At 29.2% G+C, this 20,763-nt stretch carries 23 protein-coding genes; 10 read left to right on the top strand and 13 right to left on the bottom strand.

The annotated features are described in order from the left end of the window. Positions 1-74: 74 nt before the first annotated feature. The 6 genes from tgt to KPL44_RS13750 all read right to left on the bottom strand — a co-directional run bounded on the left by tgt (position 75) and on the right by KPL44_RS13750 (position 6,133). Positions 75-1,205: a tRNA guanosine(34) transglycosylase Tgt gene (tgt, locus tag KPL44_RS13775; RefSeq protein ID WP_216251340.1), complete on the bottom strand. Its 1,131-nt coding sequence runs from the start codon at positions 1,203-1,205 to the stop codon at positions 75-77. Positions 1,206-1,262: 57 nt separating this feature from the next. Next, positions 1,263-2,288: a tRNA preQ1(34) S-adenosylmethionine ribosyltransferase-isomerase QueA gene (queA, locus tag KPL44_RS13770; protein ID WP_216251337.1), complete on the bottom strand. Its 1,026-nt coding sequence runs from the start codon at positions 2,286-2,288 to the stop codon at positions 1,263-1,265. Positions 2,289-2,376: 88 nt separating this feature from the next. Continuing rightward, complete coding sequence (gene ruvB / locus KPL44_RS13765) at positions 2,377-3,384, bottom strand: Holliday junction branch migration DNA helicase RuvB (RefSeq protein WP_216251334.1); 1,008 nt, start codon at positions 3,382-3,384, stop codon at positions 2,377-2,379. Positions 3,385-3,398: 14 nt separating this feature from the next. Further along, positions 3,399-3,998: a Holliday junction branch migration protein RuvA gene (ruvA, locus tag KPL44_RS13760; protein ID WP_216251331.1), complete on the bottom strand. Its 600-nt coding sequence runs from the start codon at positions 3,996-3,998 to the stop codon at positions 3,399-3,401. A gap of 276 nt (positions 3,999-4,274) precedes the next feature. After that, a complete protein-coding gene (locus KPL44_RS13755; RefSeq protein WP_216251328.1) occupies positions 4,275-5,042 on the bottom strand; it encodes a hypothetical protein in 768 nt (255 codons plus the stop codon). 95 nt (positions 5,043-5,137) lie between these two features. After that, on the bottom strand, positions 5,138-6,133 hold the full coding sequence (locus tag KPL44_RS13750) for a YbgA family protein (RefSeq protein ID WP_216251325.1): 996 nt from the start codon (positions 6,131-6,133) through the stop codon (positions 5,138-5,140). Positions 6,134-6,360: 227 nt separating this feature from the next. Here KPL44_RS13750 and aat point away from each other — a divergent pair, with 227 nt between their 5' ends. Continuing rightward, positions 6,361-7,029 carry a leucyl/phenylalanyl-tRNA--protein transferase gene (aat, locus tag KPL44_RS13745; RefSeq protein ID WP_216251324.1) on the top strand — a complete coding sequence of 223 codons (669 nt, stop codon included), beginning with the start codon at positions 6,361-6,363 and terminating at the stop codon, positions 7,027-7,029. A 90-nt stretch (positions 7,030-7,119) separates the two neighbouring features. Here aat and splB read toward each other — a convergent pair whose 3' ends face one another. The 5 genes from splB to KPL44_RS13720 form a co-directional block, all read right to left on the bottom strand. Next, positions 7,120-8,130, bottom strand: coding sequence for a spore photoproduct lyase (gene splB, locus KPL44_RS13740; protein ID WP_216251321.1), 1,011 nt, complete (start codon positions 8,128-8,130; stop codon positions 7,120-7,122). An 83-nt stretch (positions 8,131-8,213) separates the two neighbouring features. After that, complete coding sequence (locus KPL44_RS13735; RefSeq protein ID WP_216251317.1) at positions 8,214-8,447, bottom strand: hypothetical protein; 234 nt, start codon at positions 8,445-8,447, stop codon at positions 8,214-8,216. Between the two features lie 108 nt (positions 8,448-8,555). Next, positions 8,556-9,047: an LURP-one-related/scramblase family protein gene (locus KPL44_RS13730; protein ID WP_216251314.1), complete on the bottom strand. Its 492-nt coding sequence runs from the start codon at positions 9,045-9,047 to the stop codon at positions 8,556-8,558. A gap of 171 nt (positions 9,048-9,218) precedes the next feature. Further along, on the bottom strand, positions 9,219-10,139 hold the full coding sequence (locus KPL44_RS13725) for a methyltransferase domain-containing protein (RefSeq protein ID WP_216251312.1): 921 nt from the start codon (positions 10,137-10,139) through the stop codon (positions 9,219-9,221). After that, positions 10,140-11,180: an AI-2E family transporter gene (locus tag KPL44_RS13720; protein ID WP_216251311.1), complete on the bottom strand. Its 1,041-nt coding sequence runs from the start codon at positions 11,178-11,180 to the stop codon at positions 10,140-10,142. It lies immediately after the preceding gene. 328 nt (positions 11,181-11,508) lie between these two features. Here KPL44_RS13720 and KPL44_RS13715 point away from each other — a divergent pair, with 328 nt between their 5' ends. Continuing rightward, positions 11,509-11,769, top strand: a complete 261-nt coding sequence (locus KPL44_RS13715) for a thioredoxin family protein (protein ID WP_216251308.1) — start codon at positions 11,509-11,511, stop codon at positions 11,767-11,769. A 68-nt stretch (positions 11,770-11,837) separates the two neighbouring features. Here the strand turns inward: KPL44_RS13715 and KPL44_RS13710 are convergent, their stop codons facing one another. Both KPL44_RS13710 and KPL44_RS13705 read right to left on the bottom strand, forming a co-directional pair. Further along, a complete protein-coding gene (locus KPL44_RS13710; RefSeq protein ID WP_216251306.1) occupies positions 11,838-12,563 on the bottom strand; it encodes a hypothetical protein in 726 nt (241 codons plus the stop codon). 280 nt (positions 12,564-12,843) lie between these two features. Further along, positions 12,844-14,118, bottom strand: a complete 1,275-nt coding sequence (locus KPL44_RS13705) for a DEAD/DEAH box helicase (RefSeq protein WP_216251303.1) — start codon at positions 14,116-14,118, stop codon at positions 12,844-12,846. Between the two features lie 466 nt (positions 14,119-14,584). Here KPL44_RS13705 and KPL44_RS13700 point away from each other — a divergent pair, with 466 nt between their 5' ends. The 8 genes from KPL44_RS13700 to KPL44_RS13665 all read left to right on the top strand — a co-directional run bounded on the left by KPL44_RS13700 (position 14,585) and on the right by KPL44_RS13665 (position 20,759). Then, entirely contained in the window at positions 14,585-15,454 is an 870-nt protein-coding gene (locus tag KPL44_RS13700) for an SDR family oxidoreductase (RefSeq protein ID WP_216251301.1), read from the top strand. A gap of 332 nt (positions 15,455-15,786) precedes the next feature. Next, positions 15,787-16,722 carry a M15 family metallopeptidase gene (locus tag KPL44_RS13695; RefSeq protein WP_216251299.1) on the top strand — a complete coding sequence of 312 codons (936 nt, stop codon included), beginning with the start codon at positions 15,787-15,789 and terminating at the stop codon, positions 16,720-16,722. Between the two features lie 15 nt (positions 16,723-16,737). Beyond that, positions 16,738-17,847: an amidase domain-containing protein gene (locus KPL44_RS13690; RefSeq protein ID WP_216251286.1), complete on the top strand. Its 1,110-nt coding sequence runs from the start codon at positions 16,738-16,740 to the stop codon at positions 17,845-17,847. A 43-nt stretch (positions 17,848-17,890) separates the two neighbouring features. Then, positions 17,891-18,190: a hypothetical protein gene (locus KPL44_RS13685; protein ID WP_071613003.1), complete on the top strand. Its 300-nt coding sequence runs from the start codon at positions 17,891-17,893 to the stop codon at positions 18,188-18,190. A 325-nt stretch (positions 18,191-18,515) separates the two neighbouring features. Next, a complete protein-coding gene (locus KPL44_RS13680) occupies positions 18,516-18,662 on the top strand; it encodes a hypothetical protein (RefSeq protein WP_216251284.1) in 147 nt (48 codons plus the stop codon). A 124-nt stretch (positions 18,663-18,786) separates the two neighbouring features. Further along, complete coding sequence (locus KPL44_RS13675; RefSeq protein WP_216121611.1) at positions 18,787-19,233, top strand: RrF2 family transcriptional regulator; 447 nt, start codon at positions 18,787-18,789, stop codon at positions 19,231-19,233. Positions 19,234-19,413: 180 nt separating this feature from the next. Further along, positions 19,414-20,028 (top strand): sporulation membrane protein YtaF, encoded by a 615-nt coding sequence (locus tag KPL44_RS13670; protein WP_216251281.1) that lies wholly within the window; start codon positions 19,414-19,416, stop codon positions 20,026-20,028. Between the two features lie 248 nt (positions 20,029-20,276). Next, a complete protein-coding gene (locus KPL44_RS13665; protein ID WP_216251278.1) occupies positions 20,277-20,759 on the top strand; it encodes a hypothetical protein in 483 nt (160 codons plus the stop codon). Positions 20,760-20,763 lie beyond the last annotated feature (4 nt).

Here is a 20,763-nt window from a genome sequence, read left to right as displayed (position 1 = left end):
GTTTCTCTAACTTATAATAAAATAATTTTCCTATAAAGATATATCTTATAGGCTAATCATATTATAGCAAATAATTATTTTCCTTCATTCCACTGAGCAAGTTTCTCAGCCTTAAATTCTTCAAAGCAATCATTATCAATAGCATCTCTAATATCTTCCATAAGTTTATTATAAAAATATAAATTATGAAGTACACAAAGCCTCATTGCGAGCATTTCCTTTGCTTTAAATAAATGTCTTATGTAGGCTCTAGTATAATGTTTGCATGCAGGACACTTACATCCCTCATCAATTGGACCAGCATCTAGCTCAAATTTAGCATTAAACATATTTATTCTACCATCTTTCGTAAAAACATTCCCATGTCTTCCGTTTCTTGCTGGCAATACGCAATCAAAAAAGTCTACTCCCCTTGATACAGCCTCTAATATATTACTCGGGTAACCAACCCCCATAAGATATATCGGCTTATCCTGTGGCAAATGTGGAACAACTGCATCAATAATTCTATACATTTCTTCGTGAGATTCTCCAACTGCAAGGCCACCAATCGCATAGCCATCTAGGTCCATTTTACTAATTGTTTTAGCATGCTCTATTCTAATATCCTCATATGTTCCACCTTGATTTATGCCAAATAACATTTGTTTGTTATTTATAGTGTCACTTAAAGAATTTAATCTATCCATTTCAATCTTACACCGCTTGAGCCACCTTGTAGTTCTTGCTACTGAATCTACAACATATTCTTTAGTAGAAGGATTGGGTATACATTCATCAAACGCCATAGCAATAGTCGATGCTAAATTACTTTGTATTTGCATGCTCTCTTCTGGACCCATGAATATTTTTTTTCCATCAATATGAGAATTAAAGTAAACTCCTTCTTCTTTAATTTTTCTCATTTTTGATAAAGAAAACACTTGGAATCCACCTGAATCTGTAAGGATAGGCCTATCCCAATTCATAAATTTATGAAGTCCTCCCATTTTACGTACAACCGTATCTGTTGGTCTTAAGTGTAAATGATAAGTGTTAGACAATTCTACTTGGCAGTTAATCTCTTTTAAATCCATAGTTGATACGGCACCTTTAATTACGGCTAGTGTACCTACATTCATAAATACAGGTGTTTGAATAGTGCCATGAGGTGTTGTAAATTCACCACGTCTTACTTTACCACTTTTTTTAAGTAATTTATACATAATTAACCTACTTTCTATACAATAATTACGAGTTAGCTCTTTCTTTACTATTATTTTTTAATATAAAAACATTGCGTCTCCAAAACTGAAGAATCTATATTTTTCTTTAACCGCTACTTCATATGCTCCCATAATTAAATCTTTATCTGCAAAAGCGCTAACCAACATTATTAGTGTAGATTCTGGCAAATGAAAATTAGTTATTAATGCATCAACAATTTTAAACTTGTATCCTGGATATATAAAAATGTCTGTCCATCCAGATTTCGCACATACTCTTCCATTATCATCTGCTATACTTTCGAGTGTTCTGTTAGAAGTTGTACCTACCGCAATTACTCTTCCACCATTTTCCTTTGTTTCATTTATTAACTGTGCTGTTTCTCTATTTAACATATAATGTTCTGAATGCATTTCATGTTCTTCAACTTCTTCTGCTTTTACAGGTCTAAAAGTACCTAGACCTACATGTAATGTTACAAAAGCGATTTTAACACCTTTAGCTTTGATTTGAGCAAGTAGCTGCTTTGTAAAATGAAGTCCAGCAGTTGGAGCTGCGGCGGATCCTTCCTCTCTAGAGTATACAGTCTGATATCTTTCTTTATCTTCTAATTTTTCAGTAATATAAGGAGGAAGTGGCATCTCTCCAAGTTTATCTAAAATTTCTTCAAAAATTCCGTCATATTCAAATTCAACGATTCTGCTTCCGCCCTCTGAATCACTAATAACGGTTGCTTTAAGCTCTCCATTACCAAAAATAAAGGTTGCTCCTATCTTTGCCTTTTTACCAGGCTTAACTAAAGTTTCCCACCTGTTAATGTCTATTCTTTTAAGAAGTAAGAATTCCATCTTACCACCGGTTCCCTCTTTAACTCCAAGTAGCCTTGCTGGCAATACTCTAGTATCATTCAATACTAAACAATCACCTGGATTCAAATAATCTATTATGTTTTTAAAATGTTTATGGTCTATTTCCTTTTTAGTTTTATTGATTACCATAAGCCTTGACTCATCCCTTTTTTCAAGTGGATGTTGCGCTATAAGTTCCTTTGGTAAGTCAAAATAAAAATCCTTTACTTTCAAAATATTACACCCTCTCTTTATGCAAAAATCATTTAAATTTTATGTCCATCATAATTAATATTATGAATTATTTAAGTTTCTTTGCTTTCTATGTCTTTTGTGGTCTATTTAAATGTTGATACGCTTTTTTAGAAGCTATTCGTCCCCTTGGTGTCCTTATTATAAATCCCTTTTGAATTAGATATGGTTCATAAACATCTTCGAGTGTGCCTATCTCTTCTCCTACAAAATAGGATAATGTTTCAATACCAACTGGCCCACCATTAAAATTATCTATAATAGCTTCAAGCATTTTGTTATCTATCCTATCAAAACCTTCGTCGTCTATTTCAAGGAGCTCTGATGCAGATTTTGCTATATTCAGATCTATAATTCCATTTCCCTTAACATCACAATAATCCCTTACCCTCTTAAGCAAACGATTTGCAATTCTTGGAGTCCCCCTTGAACGTCTTGCAATTTCCACCGCAGCATCACTCGTAATATCCACTTTCAAAATAGCTGCTGAACGTACTACTATTTCTTTTAACTCACTTTGAGAATAATATTCCATAGCACTTAGCACTCCAAATCTATCACGAAGTGGGGCAGTTAATAGCCCAATCCTAGTTGTTGCACCAATAAGTGTGAATTTTGGAAGATCTAATCTTATGGATTTTGCAGATGCTCCTTTTCCTATAACAATATCAAGTGCATAATCTTCCATAGCAGGATATAAAATTTCTTCTACAGATCTGTTAAGTCTATGTATTTCATCAATAAAAAGCACATCATAATCACTAAGGCTAGTTAAAATAGCTGCTAAATCCCCTGCTCTTTCTATTGCTGGTCCAGAAGTTACTTTTAAATTCCCTTTCATTTCTTTCGCAATAATATTCGCAAGAGTTGTCTTACCAAGGCCTGGTGGTCCATATAAAAGCACGTGATCAAGAGGTTCGTCTCTATTTTGAGCCGCTTTAATAAATATACTTAATTTTTCTTTTATTTTAGATTGACCAATATATTCTCCAAGCTTTTGAGGTCTTAGAGAATACTCAGCATCCACATCTTCTTCTGTAATAGACGAAGTAATAATTCTTTCCTGAGTATCATCCATAGTATATTCCCACCTTAGTTCATTAAATATTTCAAACAATCTTTAATTATGTTTTCAAGTGATTGTTCATGACTTACAGCACTCATTGCTTTTTCCGCTTCTTTTTCAGAATATCCTAGTGAAATAAGAGCACCCAAAACCTCCATAAGTTTTCTATCTTCTATTAAATTCATTCCTGAATTCTGTGATAGGTCTTGAGTGGTAGACTGCTCAAGATGTATCTTTTCTCTAAGTTCCAAAATTATTCTTTGAGCAATTTTCTTTCCTATACCCGGTGCCCGAATTAGAGTTTTTTCATCCCCCGATACAATAGCATACTTCAAATTTGTTACACTGCAAATAGAAAGTAATGACAAACCAGCTTTTGACCCAACTCCATTTATACTAATTACAAGGCTAAACATCTCTATCTCATCTTTTGTTAGAAACCCATACAAACCAATAAAATCTTCTCTAACAATTTGTTTTATATATAATAATACAGTTTCATTTGTTTTAGGCATCTTAGCCATAGTGCTTCCAGAAGTATATATTCTATAACCCATTCCGTTATTGTCTAGTATAATATAGTCTTTATTAATACCTACAAAAATGCCTTTTATATATTCGAACATAATACTTCCTCCTTGCTGCTTCCTTTAAGATACTAATTATTAATTGTTATCCTTCTATTTTTATAGCAACATATATTACTTTACCACCTAAACGTTATTAATTCAATAAATAAGATACATGAAAATAAAAAAATATGGTAAAAAGCCTTAAGAAATATAATTCATAAGGCTTTTTTATTAGAAAAATACATTTCTTAAAGTTTTATCCTTCTAGAAAATATATTTCCTAATGATATAGTACATATTTCATTATTTTAATTAATTCAAATTAATTTATCATGACTTTAATAGACCCATAGCATAATCAAAAGCCTTTGCCGGAGATTTGAATTCTCCTTTTTCATATTCTTCGCTATCTTCCATATCTTTTTTTGTATCATCATCTTTGCTATATTTTCTGCCGTGAATAAGATCCTCCACTAGTCCATCTTTTTCTTTTAAGTCAATTATTTTAATATGTTGTAATTCTCCTTTGTCTACAGCTTCAAAATCATATTTCTGCTGTTTACCATCTGCTGAATAAACGTTAGCATTAAATAGTTTACTCGCTGATATATTTCCATTTTCATCTGTTTTATATATTGTAACCATATCGCTATACACACCTAAAAAATATCTATTGGCTTTATAACTATACCTATTGCTATTATTAACAAAAACAACTTCATCAGTACCCATATTAGAAACTGTGTAACCTTGATTTTTAAAATATTCATTAAGTTCTTCCTTATTTTTTCTAATTAATACTTTCGAACTATTAAAATACTTTTCAAGTACCATGTTCCTTACTACATTATCTTTATATTTAATCTTGAAAATGAATTTTGTGTCTGTTGATACCCTAGCCGAATTAGTGGTTACAGATGTTTGTAATGAATTACCGTTTTCAATGACTTTAGATGTAAACTTTAAATATGGTAAATTACCATAAGCTTCAAGTTTTAAATCATTTTTATTCATATAATGGATTAGAGAATAATTGGCACAAACAAAAGCTATTAAGATTATTGTTAAAAGTGAATATAAAATTTTTCTATTTTTCATAATTCCCCTCCTTATTTGGAATTATGTCCAAAGAAAGGATTATTCATTCAATAAATTAAAAATATATCACAATTATACATAGAATTTAATTTGTTTTATTTATCTAGACCTTTTCCAGAATCAGTAACATTATCTAATTGAAGCGGATAAGGTTCAAAGAAAGTTTGATTAATAAGATTTTTCTCTTCAAAACGTATAGCATTTGATTTTATAACATAAAGTGGAACACTAAAAGGTATTTTACTTTCTCTGTATTGTTCTATTGTATTTAAAATAAATTCTTTTTCTCTATGCGTTAACTTATCTGAGAAATAGCCCATAGATTTTATAAGCACATTTATATTCGATGTATATCTTGGTAACTTATTAAGGGCAAGATTAAGGTTTATTGCATATTCTTCATAAACTTGCTTTGCGCTTAATTCTCCATGGCTACCTATAATTCTCCCGAGTATTTTCAGTTGCTTTTGGTTGTACGACATAAGAAGAAGCTTATTTGTGCTATGAAACTCAACTAGATCTTCTATAAGCATACTTTCTTCTATAACTCTAAAATTCTTAATAATATATAATTTTGTTAAAAAATGTTGCCTTATATTATAGTTTTTAACCCTTCCATCATCTTCGATTGCGGCACTAGGAAATTTATTTATTACTAGTTCACCAAATAATCCTTTTCCTTTAACCGATGATGAACCCTTTTGTGTACTTTTGTAAATTTTAACCTCTTTTATGCCGCAAGATGGGGATTTGCTTTTCAGTAGAAAGCCATCGACTTTCGGAAGATCTTTTAGAAATTCCTCTCCAAATTCAACCATTTCCGTGCTTAATTCCCTCTCAGTAACATGTTGCACTAATTTCACAGGTGATAGTTCATCTTCTTTAACAATCCTTATAGCCTCCCTAGGGGTATCTAGTCCTATTTGGACCTCAGGGCAAACTGTTATAAACTCCACATAATCATTTAATTTATCTACTAAATTGCAACCGTCCATCTGACCATTATATCTGCACGCTTCAAAACCTAAGCATCTACTCACAACGACTACTGGTTTAACATTATTTATTCTTTCCTTATAAGACAACTTCATATAAAAACATCCTCTCAACAATTTACTATAATTTTTCATTAGATTATATATTTATGTTACTTCAATCTCCATACTACTTCAATATTTATTTTAGTTTTCATCTTTTTTATGATGCTCCATAACTTTCTTTTTAATCAAATTTTTATGTCTATCAATGTAAAAGCATGTAAGATTGATTTAGGTAGTATATAATAAGGTTTATAGGTTATATACTGAAAGGAGTTATTATGACAGTTTATAGATTATCAAATGAATTAATATTCCCTCACCCATCTCTTTCAGATGATGATGGGTTACTCGCAATTGGTGGAGATTTATCGCAAGAGAGATTATTACTTGCATATTCTAATGGAATATTTCCCTGGTACTCGGATGATGAACCAATACTTTGGTGGTCACCTGATCCAAGATTTATCATTTATCCAAAAGATATAAGAACTTCCCACTCTATGAAAAAAACACTTAAAAAAAATATATATAAAGTTACCTTTGATACTCACTTTAGGGATGTTATATCTAATTGTTCAAATCTCAGGCGCGAGGCTGGCACATGGATTACAAATGAAATGATTGAAGCTTACTGCAAACTCCACACACTTGGCTATGCCCACAGCGTAGAAACTTGGTTCAATGATGAGTTAGTTGGTGGACTATACGGGATAAGCATAGGAAAATGTTTTTTTGGTGAATCAATGTTTTCTACTATGGATAATGCATCTAAAGTTGCCTTTATTACCTTTGGAAAAGTATTAGAAAATAAGGGTTTTTCTTTAATTGATTGTCAGGTTCATACAAATCATCTTGAAAGTTTAGGCGCCGTTTATATGCCTAGAGAAAACTTTTTAGAACTTGTGAAAGATGGAATATCAAAATCGCCTTTAAAATTATCATTATAAGCTACATGATATTAAAAATATAAAAAATAAATAAACATGAAGACATAGATATTCATGTTTATTATTTAAATTACTAAAATATTTTAATTATTAAGTGAAATATTCAATTATTGCTAAATCAAAATTATTGTTTATCAGTTCTGAGATATAATTCTTTATATCCTCACTCTCTGGTTTCTTATATACATACTTGAATTTTCCATATGGTCCCCATTTTAACAGCCTTTTTTCTTCATCCAGATCAAGCTTAGTATTTTTAAATCTCTGCACTATAAGTTCCTTTGCAGCCTTTGTAAATCTATGTTGAATAAGTTCAAAACTTACTTCATCTTTGTAATCTGCAAGAGCTATTTTTAACGTTTCAAATAGTTCCTTATACTCTGACCTCCAATTATCATATATCATAATAGGTGCAATTATAAATCCTATTGGGTACCCAGCAGAAGCTATTTTTTTAACTGCGCCTATTCGTTCTTTAAAAGTTGAGGTATTATGTTCGAAATTATCTATTACATAAGGCGTGTTTAAAGTAAATCTAAATTTTGTGTGTTTGTTGTGTTTCAGTTTTAAAAATGGATCAACATCATCAAACTTGGTTACAAGTCTAAGTCTTCCCTTCTCACTCCTCCCAAAAAACTCTATGCATTTTTTTAAGTTTCCACTTAGATGCTCAAGTGCAATTGGATCAGTTATACTAGCACATTCAAAAGAAGTAATACTTGGCAAGTTAGCATCTATATATGTTTGTATATTTTCTAAAATTTCTTCAATATTTAGGAATATTTTCATGAAAGGCTTCTCACCTTGGGTAGTTTGCAGATAACAATATTCACAATTTGCAGGGCATGAACTCGAAAGCGAAAATTGGTAATCTGCAGATGGTTTACAACTCACTAATTTCTTTTGACCATTTGTTGTAAAAAGAACAGTCTTTTTAGCCACTGCATAGTTTTTCTCAGGAGACCCAGAGTCTATTACAACTTTTTTTGAATTAACTATAGGTACCTTTAATTTTTCTAGATATTTTATTGTTTTTTTTGACTCCTCAAATTTTAATAATTTCGGGTCTATATAGGCAATATCTGGTATAAATAACTTCATTAATTTCACCTCATAAGTATTGTTTTATTAAATAAGGTTATTTATACACTTATCCTATTCATAAAATTACATTTTTTAAAAACTTATCTAATATTGTACTTGTTAATCACCTTGTTTTTTAGTTTTTTACCCAATGTCTCGCCTAAAAATCTATCAATCATATCATCCTTAGTAGCCTTACCGTCTATAAATATATTGAATTTTTTGCAAAGCTTGCTTAAATCACTTTTACTTATATCATAAGTTTTAATAAAACTTTTTGCAGTTTTAATACTAGTCATAACAATTATTCGTTTATACATTTCATCATTAGTCATGATAACACCTCTAATCTTTTATTTATCAAATACATTAACATTATATCATCTTAGCCCTCATCAATACATCAATACATCAATTATAATAAAATCTATTACTTCTCACATTTATCCATTATTTTGATTTTTATTGTCATGCAACACTTGGTCAATTACAATTACCATTGCTAATACAAATACATGATTTTCGGATTCATTTATATCTATTTCATAGGTATCTCCCCATGAAACCCACCTCTTGTTTATTTGCGCAATGCTTTTACCATTTTTCACTATTGAAAAATCATGAGCTAAAAAATCCCCTTCAATTTCATAATCGCCCATATTACTTTCTATATGAAACCTATTGCTAAAAAAAGTAAATTCTTTCTTCACCTTGGCGGCATAGTTTCCATTTAGATATATATTATATTCCGGTAATAACTTAAATAATTTCTGCTCAATATATACAATTTCATTATCCTTCATGTCATAAATTCTAAGCTTATTTCCTATTGAAAAAATTTTCCCTTCTACCTTGAACATATCATTGCCCGAAAAATCCTTAATACTAAAATTGTCACCTATTGAAAATATCTTTTGCTTTATATAAAACTTCACACAAACCCCTCCTTTGGAAAAATTTATATTGGTATAGTTTATTATACATTATAAATATAGTACTACTAGCTAATAATTATATTTTAAAACAAAATAACTGATTGTAGGATAATCCTACATCCAGTTATTAATTCTAATTTCTCGTAATTTTGCAGCTACCCAGAAGATGATTTAACGACATTTCTCATATACACTTATATCAAAATTAAGTGCAGTTGAAAGTTTAGAAGTCTCAATCGCTTTTTCTCTCATAGCATTGTCAAAAGTCCAATAATATGGGGTCATTCTTATAAGATTTTTTACACTTTCCCTGTCTTCTAAATGAATGTTATACTTAACTTCTGATCTTTTTATTAATTTAAACCCCTCAAAAGTTGTTTCTTTTTCCGCGTGTTTTCTCGCATTTACATATAATATCTCTTTTAAACCATATAAATGCTCAATCCCAGGTGTTACAACTATCAGTTTTCCATTATCTTTTAGAACTCTTTTAAGTTCTAGATCATCAGAAGGCGCAAAATTTCTAATAATAACATCTATAGTATTTGGCATTATGGGTAAATTAAAATTACTGCTTACTATAAAGTTTATTTCTTTATCCCTCTTAACTGCATAAGTAACTGCGGATTTCGATATATCTACGCCAAAAAAATTAAATTGCTTGTTTAAAAGACATTTAGATTCATTCGCATATATAGCTTCCTTAAGTCTTGATAAAAAATATCCTTCTCCACACCCGGCATCAAGTATGTTTATATTTTTTTCACTTATATTCGATATTATTATCTCATTAAGTCTATCTGAAAAAGTGTGATAATACCCTCTATTTAAGAAATCTTTACGACCTTCCATCATTTCCTTACTATCTCCAGGATCTTTGGTTTTCTTTTGATTAGCTAATAAAAGATTAATGTATCCTTTGCTAGATATATCATAACTATGATTATTTAAACAAAGGCATTGTTTTTCTTTTTTTTCAAGACTTAAATTACAAACAGGACATTTTAATACAGACTGCATATTTTCTATTACCACAAAATCACTACCTTCCAAAGAATGAACTAACGTACTTTGTACGTGTTTCTTAGACAATTAATCATCTGTAAATTTAGGACTACTTTTTTCGTTAAGATTCACTCCAATTAAATCCAATAAGAATATAACTATTGGTATGCCTAGTAGAAGACCCCATATACCCATAAAATGTTCTGATATTATTAATGTTGCAAAAGTAAAAAATATTGGAAGATGTGTAGTATCAGACATAAACTTTGGATTTAAAATATAACTTTCAATCGCATGAATTATAAAAATCATAATAAGCACAAATAGCACTTTAACTACCCCACCTATTTTGAACGCAATTAAGCATAATGGTATTAAAGAAATAAATACTCCAGCCACTGGTACAAGACTTAAAATAAATATCATAAATGCAAGAGCAAATAATTGTGGAAAACCCATTATAGTAAGTCCTATAATTGATAATACTGTATTTGTAATTGCTATCATTATTTGAGCCTGGATTACTTTACCAAAAGAATTTAAGAAGTTATTTCCAAAATAACTAAAATAATTATATGCACCTGATACTCTACTATGTTTAAACTTGTAGACAAAGTTTAAAATACTCTTCTTTTCTAATATAAATACTAAACTTAATAGAAGTGCCATAAAGAAATTAATACTCCATTTACCTAAATTTGTTACCAAAAGCATAATACTTTGAATACCTGATTTAGCATAACTTGCTATGTCAATTTGATTAACTATTGGTGACAGATATGGCATAACGCCTTTTGTGTTTTTCGCAAAATCATTATACTCCATCTTATCCAAAACAAGTAAACTTTCAGATATTGCTATTGGTATGTATTTTACTGCTAGGAGCGCTATAGTTGCTGTAATAAATACATATATAATTATCGTAATAATGGTTGGACTTACTTTTATAATTTTGTTGATTTGGCACACTAATAAACTTTGCATACTATTCACTAAATAAGTAATCATAAAAGTTAATAAAATTAAATCAAAAATGGATCTTATTAAATACGCGAATACTACTATTGATGCAAATAATATTATTTTCATAACTGACTCTTTCCTACATAACAGCTTTATAGTTTGCATTTAAAATACTCCTTCATTTTCTTTTATTAGTTGCCTTCAATATGTACTACAGTTTCTCCTACTTACATCAACATAATAAATTATTTTTCGACTAGTTCATTATAGCAAATTTTTTAACTTATTTCTATTAATTACTCTTAATAACCTTAATCATTATAATTATAAATTTTTTTTGTTTATAACTATCTATTTTAATTACGAATAAATATAATTTAAAGTTTCGCTTTTATAATTTACTATAATGCCCTAAGTATAAGAAAAATGGTGTATAATATTAATGCGTCTAATAATATTAGATCCTAAATAGAAAGTTTGGCGGTGAAAATAAATGAAACCAATAATTATGTTTGTAACTGAATGGTGTCCATACTGTAAAAAGGCACTTGGTTGGATGGAAAATATAAAAAAACAAAATCCACAATATGCTGATATTGAAATTAAAATAATCGACGAAGAGCTAGAGCCTGATATAGCAAAGCAATATACATACTATTATGTCCCTACTTATTATGTTGATGGCATAAAGGTTCATGAGGGAGTTACCTCTAAAAATATTGTTAATAATATATTTGAAAAAGCTTTTAAATAAAATGGTTTCTTAATTAAAAATCAATAAAAACATTATGAAGATGGTCTTAAGTTATCCTCTTGATGTTTTTATATTTTATAATTATAAGCCTCTATTCTAAAGTTATTTTCTAATTTTATGTAATTTATCACTTTTTCAATTTTTATAGTAGATAAATCATTATTTTTCGACATACTTAAAGTACTTTTTCTTATTTCTGCTAATGCTGATTTATAAATAGTTATTTTTCTATTATATTTATCTATCCTATTATTAAAATCATTTCTCTCTTTTCTTATTTTATTTTTTCTTTCATCACATTGTTTTATTTTTGTTTTTATACTTAATTCACTAGAATAATTTGAATAAACTTTTTTATATTCCCTAACAACTAATTTTTTGATAATTTTAAATCTTTCTCTACTCATAAAAATATCAAGTGCTCCAAATAATATTCTGCTTTGTTGCTTTTCTTCATTGAGATTATTCTCTAATTCCTTTATATAAAGTTTTACTTCTTTAATTTTTTCCCTATTAACTTTAATCTTATCTCTTATCTCTATTTTGTTCTTTTCATTATCCACAATTCTAGATTTATTTAAATTTACACTTTCAATAAGTTCTTTTTTATTCACTTCTAAAAATTCACTCTTAAACTTTTGCATCTTAAATAGTTTGCATATGTCCATTCTATAATTAGTTAAGCTTTCAACTAACTTTTTTAATTCTTCTGATTTTTCTACAATAGAATTACTCAAATCAAATTCCTTTACAATAGAATTAAATATAACATTATTTTCTGATATAAAAATCATAATTTATAACCCCCTTGTTAATAATATTAATTTTTTATTGATGTATGCTTTTTTAATTATGGGATATACTATTATTGTAGTCGACAAACAAACATTAAACTTATAGTAGGGAGATGTTAGTTATGTTAAATAATAAATTATTTATAATTTTAAGCGCAGGCAGCATTGCTAAGGCTAAAAATGGAGACTACTGATTAATTCTGTATGAAACTTAAAATACAGAGTAGTAAAGCCAATGATTATTTAAAAATAATCATTGGCTTTATGCTTTATATATTATTTATCTTGTTGATCCCGTGTTTTTAGATTGTGATCGCCCTTGCTGATTTCTTCCGTTTCGTCTGGCATAACCATTAGAACGTGATTTTCCAGTAGTCACTTTCTTTGCATCATCCTTACTTGCTATTACTACTATATTACTTGCAGGATAAGGATGATCCTCTATCACTGGTATTGATTTTTTTATAACCTTCTCAATATCCTTAAGAAATGGTTTTTCTTCTACATCACAAAACGATAATGCAATTCCACCTAGTCCTGCTCTGCCAGTTCTTCCTATTCTATGAACGTAGGTCTCTGGAATATTAGGTAAATCAAAATTAATTACGTGAGATAATTCATCAACGTCTATCCCTCTTGCTGCAATATCTGTAGCAACGAGTACTCTTGTTATCCCCTGCTTGAAATTATTTAAAGCAAGCTGCCTTGCACTCTGTGATTTATTACCATGTATAGCTTGAGCCTCTATACCTTCATTGTTTAAATCCTTAGTGATTTTATTTGCTCCATGTTTTGTTCTTGAAAATACTAAAGCAGAAACTATAGATTTATCTTTTAACAGATGAATAAGCAATGATTTTTTATCTTTTTTATCTACAAAATATACTGCCTGTTCAATAAGTTCTATAGTTGACGAAACCGGTGTTACTGCTACTTTAACTGGATTAACAAGAATATTATCTACAAGCTTTGAGATTTCACCAGGCATAGTTGCTGAGAATAACATAGTCTGTCTAATCTTAGGCAATTGTGCTATTATTTTTTTTACATCACGTAAAAATCCCATATCAAGCATACGGTCTGCCTCATCAAGTACAAACATCTCAACATGATGTATGTTTATGAATCTCTGCTGCATAAGATCAAGTAATCTACCAGTGGTTGCAATTAAAATATCTACTCCATCTTTTAACGCATCAGTTTGTTTTTTTTGTGATACTCCTCCAAAAATTACAGTACTAGTAAGATTCATATACTTACCATACGAATCGAAGCTTTCTCCAATTTGAATTGCAAGTTCTCTTGTCGGTGCGAGTATTAAAGCTTTAATATTTTTGGGTCCTTTTATAACCTTTTGTTTTCCACAAAGAATTTGTAGTATAGGAATAGCAAACGCTGCAGTTTTTCCAGTACCTGTTTGAGCACAGCCTAGAAAGTCCTTACCTTCTAATATGCTAGGAATTGATGCCTCTTGGATAGGTGTAGGTTCCACATATCCCTCATCATTTAATGCTTTTTTTATTGGTGTAATGAGATTTAAATCTTCGAATAACATTTTTTCTCCTTTGGAAGTGGCTGTCTTGAACTTTAAATGTCACAAATCACTAATATCCTGTTATGAATCTTCTTGAAAATTGGAAACAACAACTTTCTTCCATGATTATATTGCATCTAAGAAACCACCCTTTATTAGCGATATGAGCATATTTAGGCTGATTAATCTTCATTTAACTCTGACTTTATAGGTCTTTGATATATAAATAAATATGTTTCATTTTTATCAACTTCAAATTTATAATTTTATAATTTAAATATTCGTAACACTCATATTTTTTAATTATAACATATTTCTAGTCTTCTAGCTATTATTCTAATTTTTACAACCCATAATATGCAATCTGATAAGTATTTTTAAGTATTTTTAATTTTTTTCATATCCTTAATTTAAATTGAATATAAATGACGAATTATCATAAACTACAGCTATAAAATATATTTTATTTACAAAAGGAGACATTTTTATGAATGAGAACTTTAATTTCCCCATGAGTATACCTAAGCAACATCAAGACAAACAACCAGGTTTTGAAACACTAATGAACCCAAGACCTATTTTTGAAGATCCAAATTGCATGGGCTCTGAAAAATTAATGAATAAAGTTGCTCTAATCACAGGTGGTGATAGTGGAATTGGTAGAGCAGTTGCTCTTGCATATGCAAGAGAGGGTGCTGATATAGCTATAGTATATCTTAATGAACATGAAGATGCGGCAGAAACTAAAAAGCTTGTTTGCGCAAAAGGTAGAAAGTGCATTTTGATTCCTGGAGATATTGGCGACGATACTTTCTGCGTAAATGCTGTCAGTCAAACAATAAAAGAATTAAGTAAAATAGATATTCTTATAAATAACGCTGGAGAACAACATCCTCAAAATAGTATTGAAGATATTACAAAGCAGCAACTAGAGAGAACTTTTAAGACTAATATTTTTGGAATGTTTTATATGGTTAAAGCAACATTACCATATTTAAAGGAGGGTGCTACAATTATAAATACTTCCTCAGTCACTGCCTACAAAGGACATAAATCATTAATTGATTATTCCTCAACTAAAGGCGCAATAGTTACATTTACTCGTTCACTCGCTCTTTCCCTTACAAGTAGGAAGATACGGGTAAATGCAATAGCTCCAGGTCCCATATGGACACCGCTTATACCATCGTCTTTCAGTGAAAGTGAGGTTGGTGAATTTGGAAGAAATACACCTATGGGAAGACCTGGCCAACCCGTTGAGCTTGCTGAAACATATTTGTTTTTAGCATCAAATGGTGCATCCTATATAAGTGGTGAAACTATTCACGTTAATGGTTGCACTGTTATAAATGGTTAATACGTCCCACTAATCAATTAGCATAGTTTATATTGTTTTCGCACTTAGAAAGTGGTTTAACAAAATAAAAGATGAACAAGTAGGCAGCAATACCTCGCTGCCTATTTGCTATTAAGTATATTCCTTCAAATTATTATTGCTTGAACATGTATTAATACATATAGACATGTTTTTTTATATTTTGGAAAAATTCATATATTTTTTGTTAATATATCCACACATATAATAATAGTTCATTGGCAATTATATATAGCAAAAGTATTATTAAAAGTGATTTGATTTTTATAAATTTGTACTATTAATATTATTTTTATAAAGGGGGAAATTTAATCATGAGAAAAATGCTTATTGTTACACTTATTGTAAATTTGCTTTTTAATATAGGAAATACATCAATAACCTCTGCTGCAACTGATACAATCAAAAAAGAAAACAGCAATATATACGATGTAACAATGAAACAAGATATTTTATGCTTAATGATTGCTTATCCTGAATATATTAAAAATATAGAAAAAAATAATGGTTATGTATATCTAAATATGAAATCAGGCAAGAAATTATGCTACGATGATAAAAAAGTGAAAAGCATTCAAGAAAAACTTGTAAACCCAGACCTTCAAGACACTTTGGATCAAATGTATCCTTTATCTCCTATTAGATGTGTTATGAGAGCAGATTTTGATCCAGGGCGTTATAGATCTTACGGGTTATTATCTGAAGTTTATGGTACATCAAAACAACTCATAGAAGATAACCTTACAAAAGTTAATATTATTTATAATAATTATCAATTTAATAAGAGCAATAACGCATCTAGTTCATTACAGACAGTTATGGAAGAATTAAAGCCTTTATTAAAAACGAATCCAAATTTGAGAAACTGCCTTTTGCCTTGCAGTGGAACCTTTAACTATCGAGTAATTTCAGGTACTAATAGATTAAGTCCACATTCTTTTGGAATCGCTATTGATCTTGCCAGTGACAAAAGAGACTATTGGAAATGGTCTACCAAAGATGCTGGAGAAAAAAGACTATCATCATATTCCACTGAACTTGTAGAAATCTTTGAAAAAAACAATTTTGTTTGGGGTGGTAAATGGTCCCACTTTGATATTTTACATTTTGAGTATAGACCTGAAATAATTTTAAAAGCTCGCTATTTTCCAAATAGCAACATTCTAAAAAAAACATGGTATGAAGGCGCTCCGATACAAGAGACTTCTGTAAAAAATGCAATATATAAAATTGATTCATTAATAAAATAATAGGAGTATAATATTATGAATTTACGTAAAATTGAAAAATCACAATCATTCAAACTTAAATTGCTTATATTTATCATCCTTCTTTTATCAATGCAAGTATATATTAGTAGTTATGCAAATGCTATTACTGATGAATCAAAAAAAGAAGTAACTAATTATATAAACCAAATTTTTAAAAACAGAAATAAAGCTATATTAAATGGTGATTTAGAATTAATACAATCATTTTATAATATGGACACAAAATATGGCACCTGGGCATATGAGTATGAAAAGAAAAAAATGGATTACATTAATAATTGGGCCGAAAAACAAGGAATTAAATTTACGGATATTGTTCCAACTTTAATTATCAAAAAAATCAAAGAAAATAATAATAATTTTTCAATATATTTATTGTGTTCAACTGAATACAAATATATATATATAGATCAACCAAAGCTTGAAAACACATCGAGGATTGGAACATACCACAACTTGCAACTTATGAGTAAAGATGGTTCTTGGGTTATCTCTAAAGAATGGTACAAAGACCCTTTCGCAAATTCTTTAGACCTAAGTAATATAAAAGCAGATTCAATAAAAGAATATATATTATTTCAAAAACCAAGAGATTTAAAAAACATAGGACAAAGACGACTAGATACTGTAAAATATGCTGATAAATATTGTGGTGCTGCCAGCGATAGTGAGTATAAATATAACATGCTTTATCGTGACTATAATCCTCAAGGTGGGGATTGTGCAAACTTTGCATCCCAAATTCTTTTTGAAGGAGGAAAATTCAGAAAAAATTTCACATGGAATTCAGATAAAAACGGAGCAACAAAAGCTTGGCTTAATGCAGATAGCTTTAAAAGATATATGATATATAGTGGTAGAGGATCCGTGATTGCCTATGGAAGTTATGACAAAGTATATAAAGCTAGTTATAAATTACTGCCAGGTGATATTGTTGCTTATGAAAATAAAAATGATATTACTCACATTTCTGTTGTTACAGGGGCTGATTCAAGAGGATACTCTTTGGTTAGTTGCCATAATTCTGATAGAAGTAAAGTGCCTTGGGATCTTGGTTGGAGTGATAAAAGCATCAAATTTTGGTTGATTAACGTTCACTTTTAATAAAACATTTTCAAACAATAGATTATAAGGAGATGAAATTTATATGAAAACAGAAGAACAAATCAAATCAGAAGTAACAAGGCAAGTCATCGATAATATGAAAACATCTTTGAATGATGAATTAACTGAGGTTGAAAAGGAATTTGAAGAAACTTATAAAAGTAAACTTGAACAAGAAATACAATACACTTTAGAACTCTCAGAGACTGGTCTTGCACATAATTCAAGTAAAACAATAAAAGTAGAAAACAAAAAGTTGCTACAACAATTAGATAATATAAGAAGCGACAAAATTAAAGTTGAGAATAAAATAAAGACTTTAAATGAGTTTGAGAATATATAAATCTAATAATCTTTTAGATCCAAGTTAACATAGGCCTATGAGTTTTATAGGCTTATGTATTTTTTATTCTATATATACAAAAAACAAATCAGCTACCTATAATATATTTTTTCGATAAATTGAAATATATAAATTATGTTCAATAACTAATTGACCAATTTAAGTCAAAAATGCTATTATGAACTAAGTAATTGAAATATAAATAATATTTGGTAGGTGATTAATCTATGAGTCAGTGTAATTGTACTAGTTGTAATAACACTCTATGTGCGAAAAAAGTTCCCATATTTTCTTCGCTTTCAGAGGAGCAGATAAAAAAATTTCTTTGAAATTGCTTCAAGTAATTACAAAACGTTTAAGTCAGACTGAAAATCTTGCTCATAATCTTGCTACAAATGATGCTGAAACTAGAATTGCTTATATGATATTAGTTATACAGCAATTAGATATGTTAAAATCCTATGTGGAATAAATAATAATATTCCTTTACTACGCTAGTTGACTTATGCTTTTTAATATAGTATTATTTGTTTTAGTAAATAGATTATATTATGATATATTTATATTTTGTAATTGATAAGGAGAATTAACTTACCATGAATATTTCTACTAAAGGAAGATACGGTTTAAGAGCAATGGTAGATATAGCTGTGCATTCATTTGGTGACTATATACCATTAAAAATTATTGCTGAAAGACAAGCAATTTCTGAAAATTATTTAGAACAAGTTTTTTCAATACTTAGAAAAGCTAAACTAGTGAAAAGTGCGAGAGGATCACAAGGTGGTTATACCCTTTCAACTGAAGCATCAAAAATCACAGTAGGTGAGGTTTTAAGAATACTTGAAGGTGACTTAAATATCGCAGGTGATGATGATGGAGCTGCAGGTCTTGATAACAACATAAAAGTTTGTATAGACACTATCGTATGGCAAGAAGTTAATAAACAAATTAATAAAGTTATGGATTCTGTAACTCTACAGGACCTAGTAGAAAAATATAAAAGTCTAAATGCAGAGTATACCTTAGACTTTATAATATAAATAAAGAATAATAGCACTTGTATTATACAAGTGTTGTTATTCTTTATTTATGTTTATGACCATTTTATTATTTAAATGCATATATTAATTCTTAAATATAATCATAATTTAAATGTTTAATCACCTTATAAGTTTACATTTCATATATTGAAATGCAAATGATAAAAAGGGAGAACATATATGGAATTAATTTTATCTGCATTATCATTTAGTTTATCCTCTAACCTAGATAACGTAGTTATAGGAATAGCTTACGGAATAAAAAAAGTAAAAATAGGGATAATTGCAAATCTCATAATAGCAATTGTAACATCTGCAGCAACATTTTTATCTATGCTAATTGGGGTTTATATATCAGAATTTTTGCCTCGCACTTCAGCCAATGGAATAGGTGCTATTATTATTATTATTTTGGGATTATATTTTGTATCCCAAAGCATAATAAAACTTGTTAATAATACTAAGTCAAAGGAACTTGCCTTAAAAGATATTACTGATATGATAGAGTATGCTGAAAAATCAGACTTAGATAATTCTGGTGATATAAGTAATAAAGAAGCACTCATTATAGCATCTGGATTAACATTTAATAATTTAGGAACAGGGATTGCCGCAAGTATAACAGGAGTTAGTATCCAGTTTACAGTCATATCAACATTTATATTAAGTTTTCTTGCGATCAAATTTGGCGAAGCCGCAGGTAATCATGTCTTGGGTAAAATTTTGGGTAAATTTGCCCCATTATTTTCAGGTATATTGCTAATATTACTTGGTATTATTGAATTTATAAATTAACATTTTTAAATTTATATCATATAGATTATTAGTAATATACTATTTGAAATATCCAAAACCATAAACAGACCTAATACACTATAAGATATTTATATTGTATTAGGCAAAAATGAGATTGTAAAATTTATTAAATAATCTTCTTCTTTTAGATTTATTTTAAGTAAATTATAATAAACATAGATAATTATTGTTATTAAGAGTAAAATTAGGAATATAAACATTTATTGTTAAACAAAGGAGGAATAATTTTGGATGTAAATCAAATATCACAATTATCACAGCTTATGGGTATTGGAGGCACACAATCAGTTACAGGGGTTTCAGGAAGTGATGCTAGTACCGGTTTTGAAGCTTTGCTTAAGCAATTAGTGGATAGTTCACAAAAACAGACTTCAAATAATGTTGGGGCAAGTACTCCTATCATAAACAATAAAACTAGTGGACTCGATAGTATATCATTACAATCCCAAAAGGCTCAACAACTTCAACAGATGGTAATGCAACAAATGATGCAGATTATGACAACTCAAGATGCAGACAGTAGTTCAAGTACTGGTACAGATGGAAGTGACAGTAGTTCAGAAAGTCTCTTTCCAAGTACAAACAACAATAAAGACTTATCTCAATTAATACAAACTATAACGCAACAACAAAACAGTACCGGTAATAGCACTAATATTAATAATAATTCAAATTTAATAAGCACGGTTCTAAATAATAGTACTTTATAAATTT

Origin of the sequence: Clostridium sp. DSM 17811, from assembly GCF_018861905.1 — a bacterium.
GTDB classification, from domain to species: domain Bacteria; phylum Bacillota; class Clostridia; order Clostridiales; family Clostridiaceae; genus Clostridium_AD; species Clostridium_AD frigoriphilum.
This window is presented reverse-complemented; position numbering and strand designations above follow the sequence as displayed.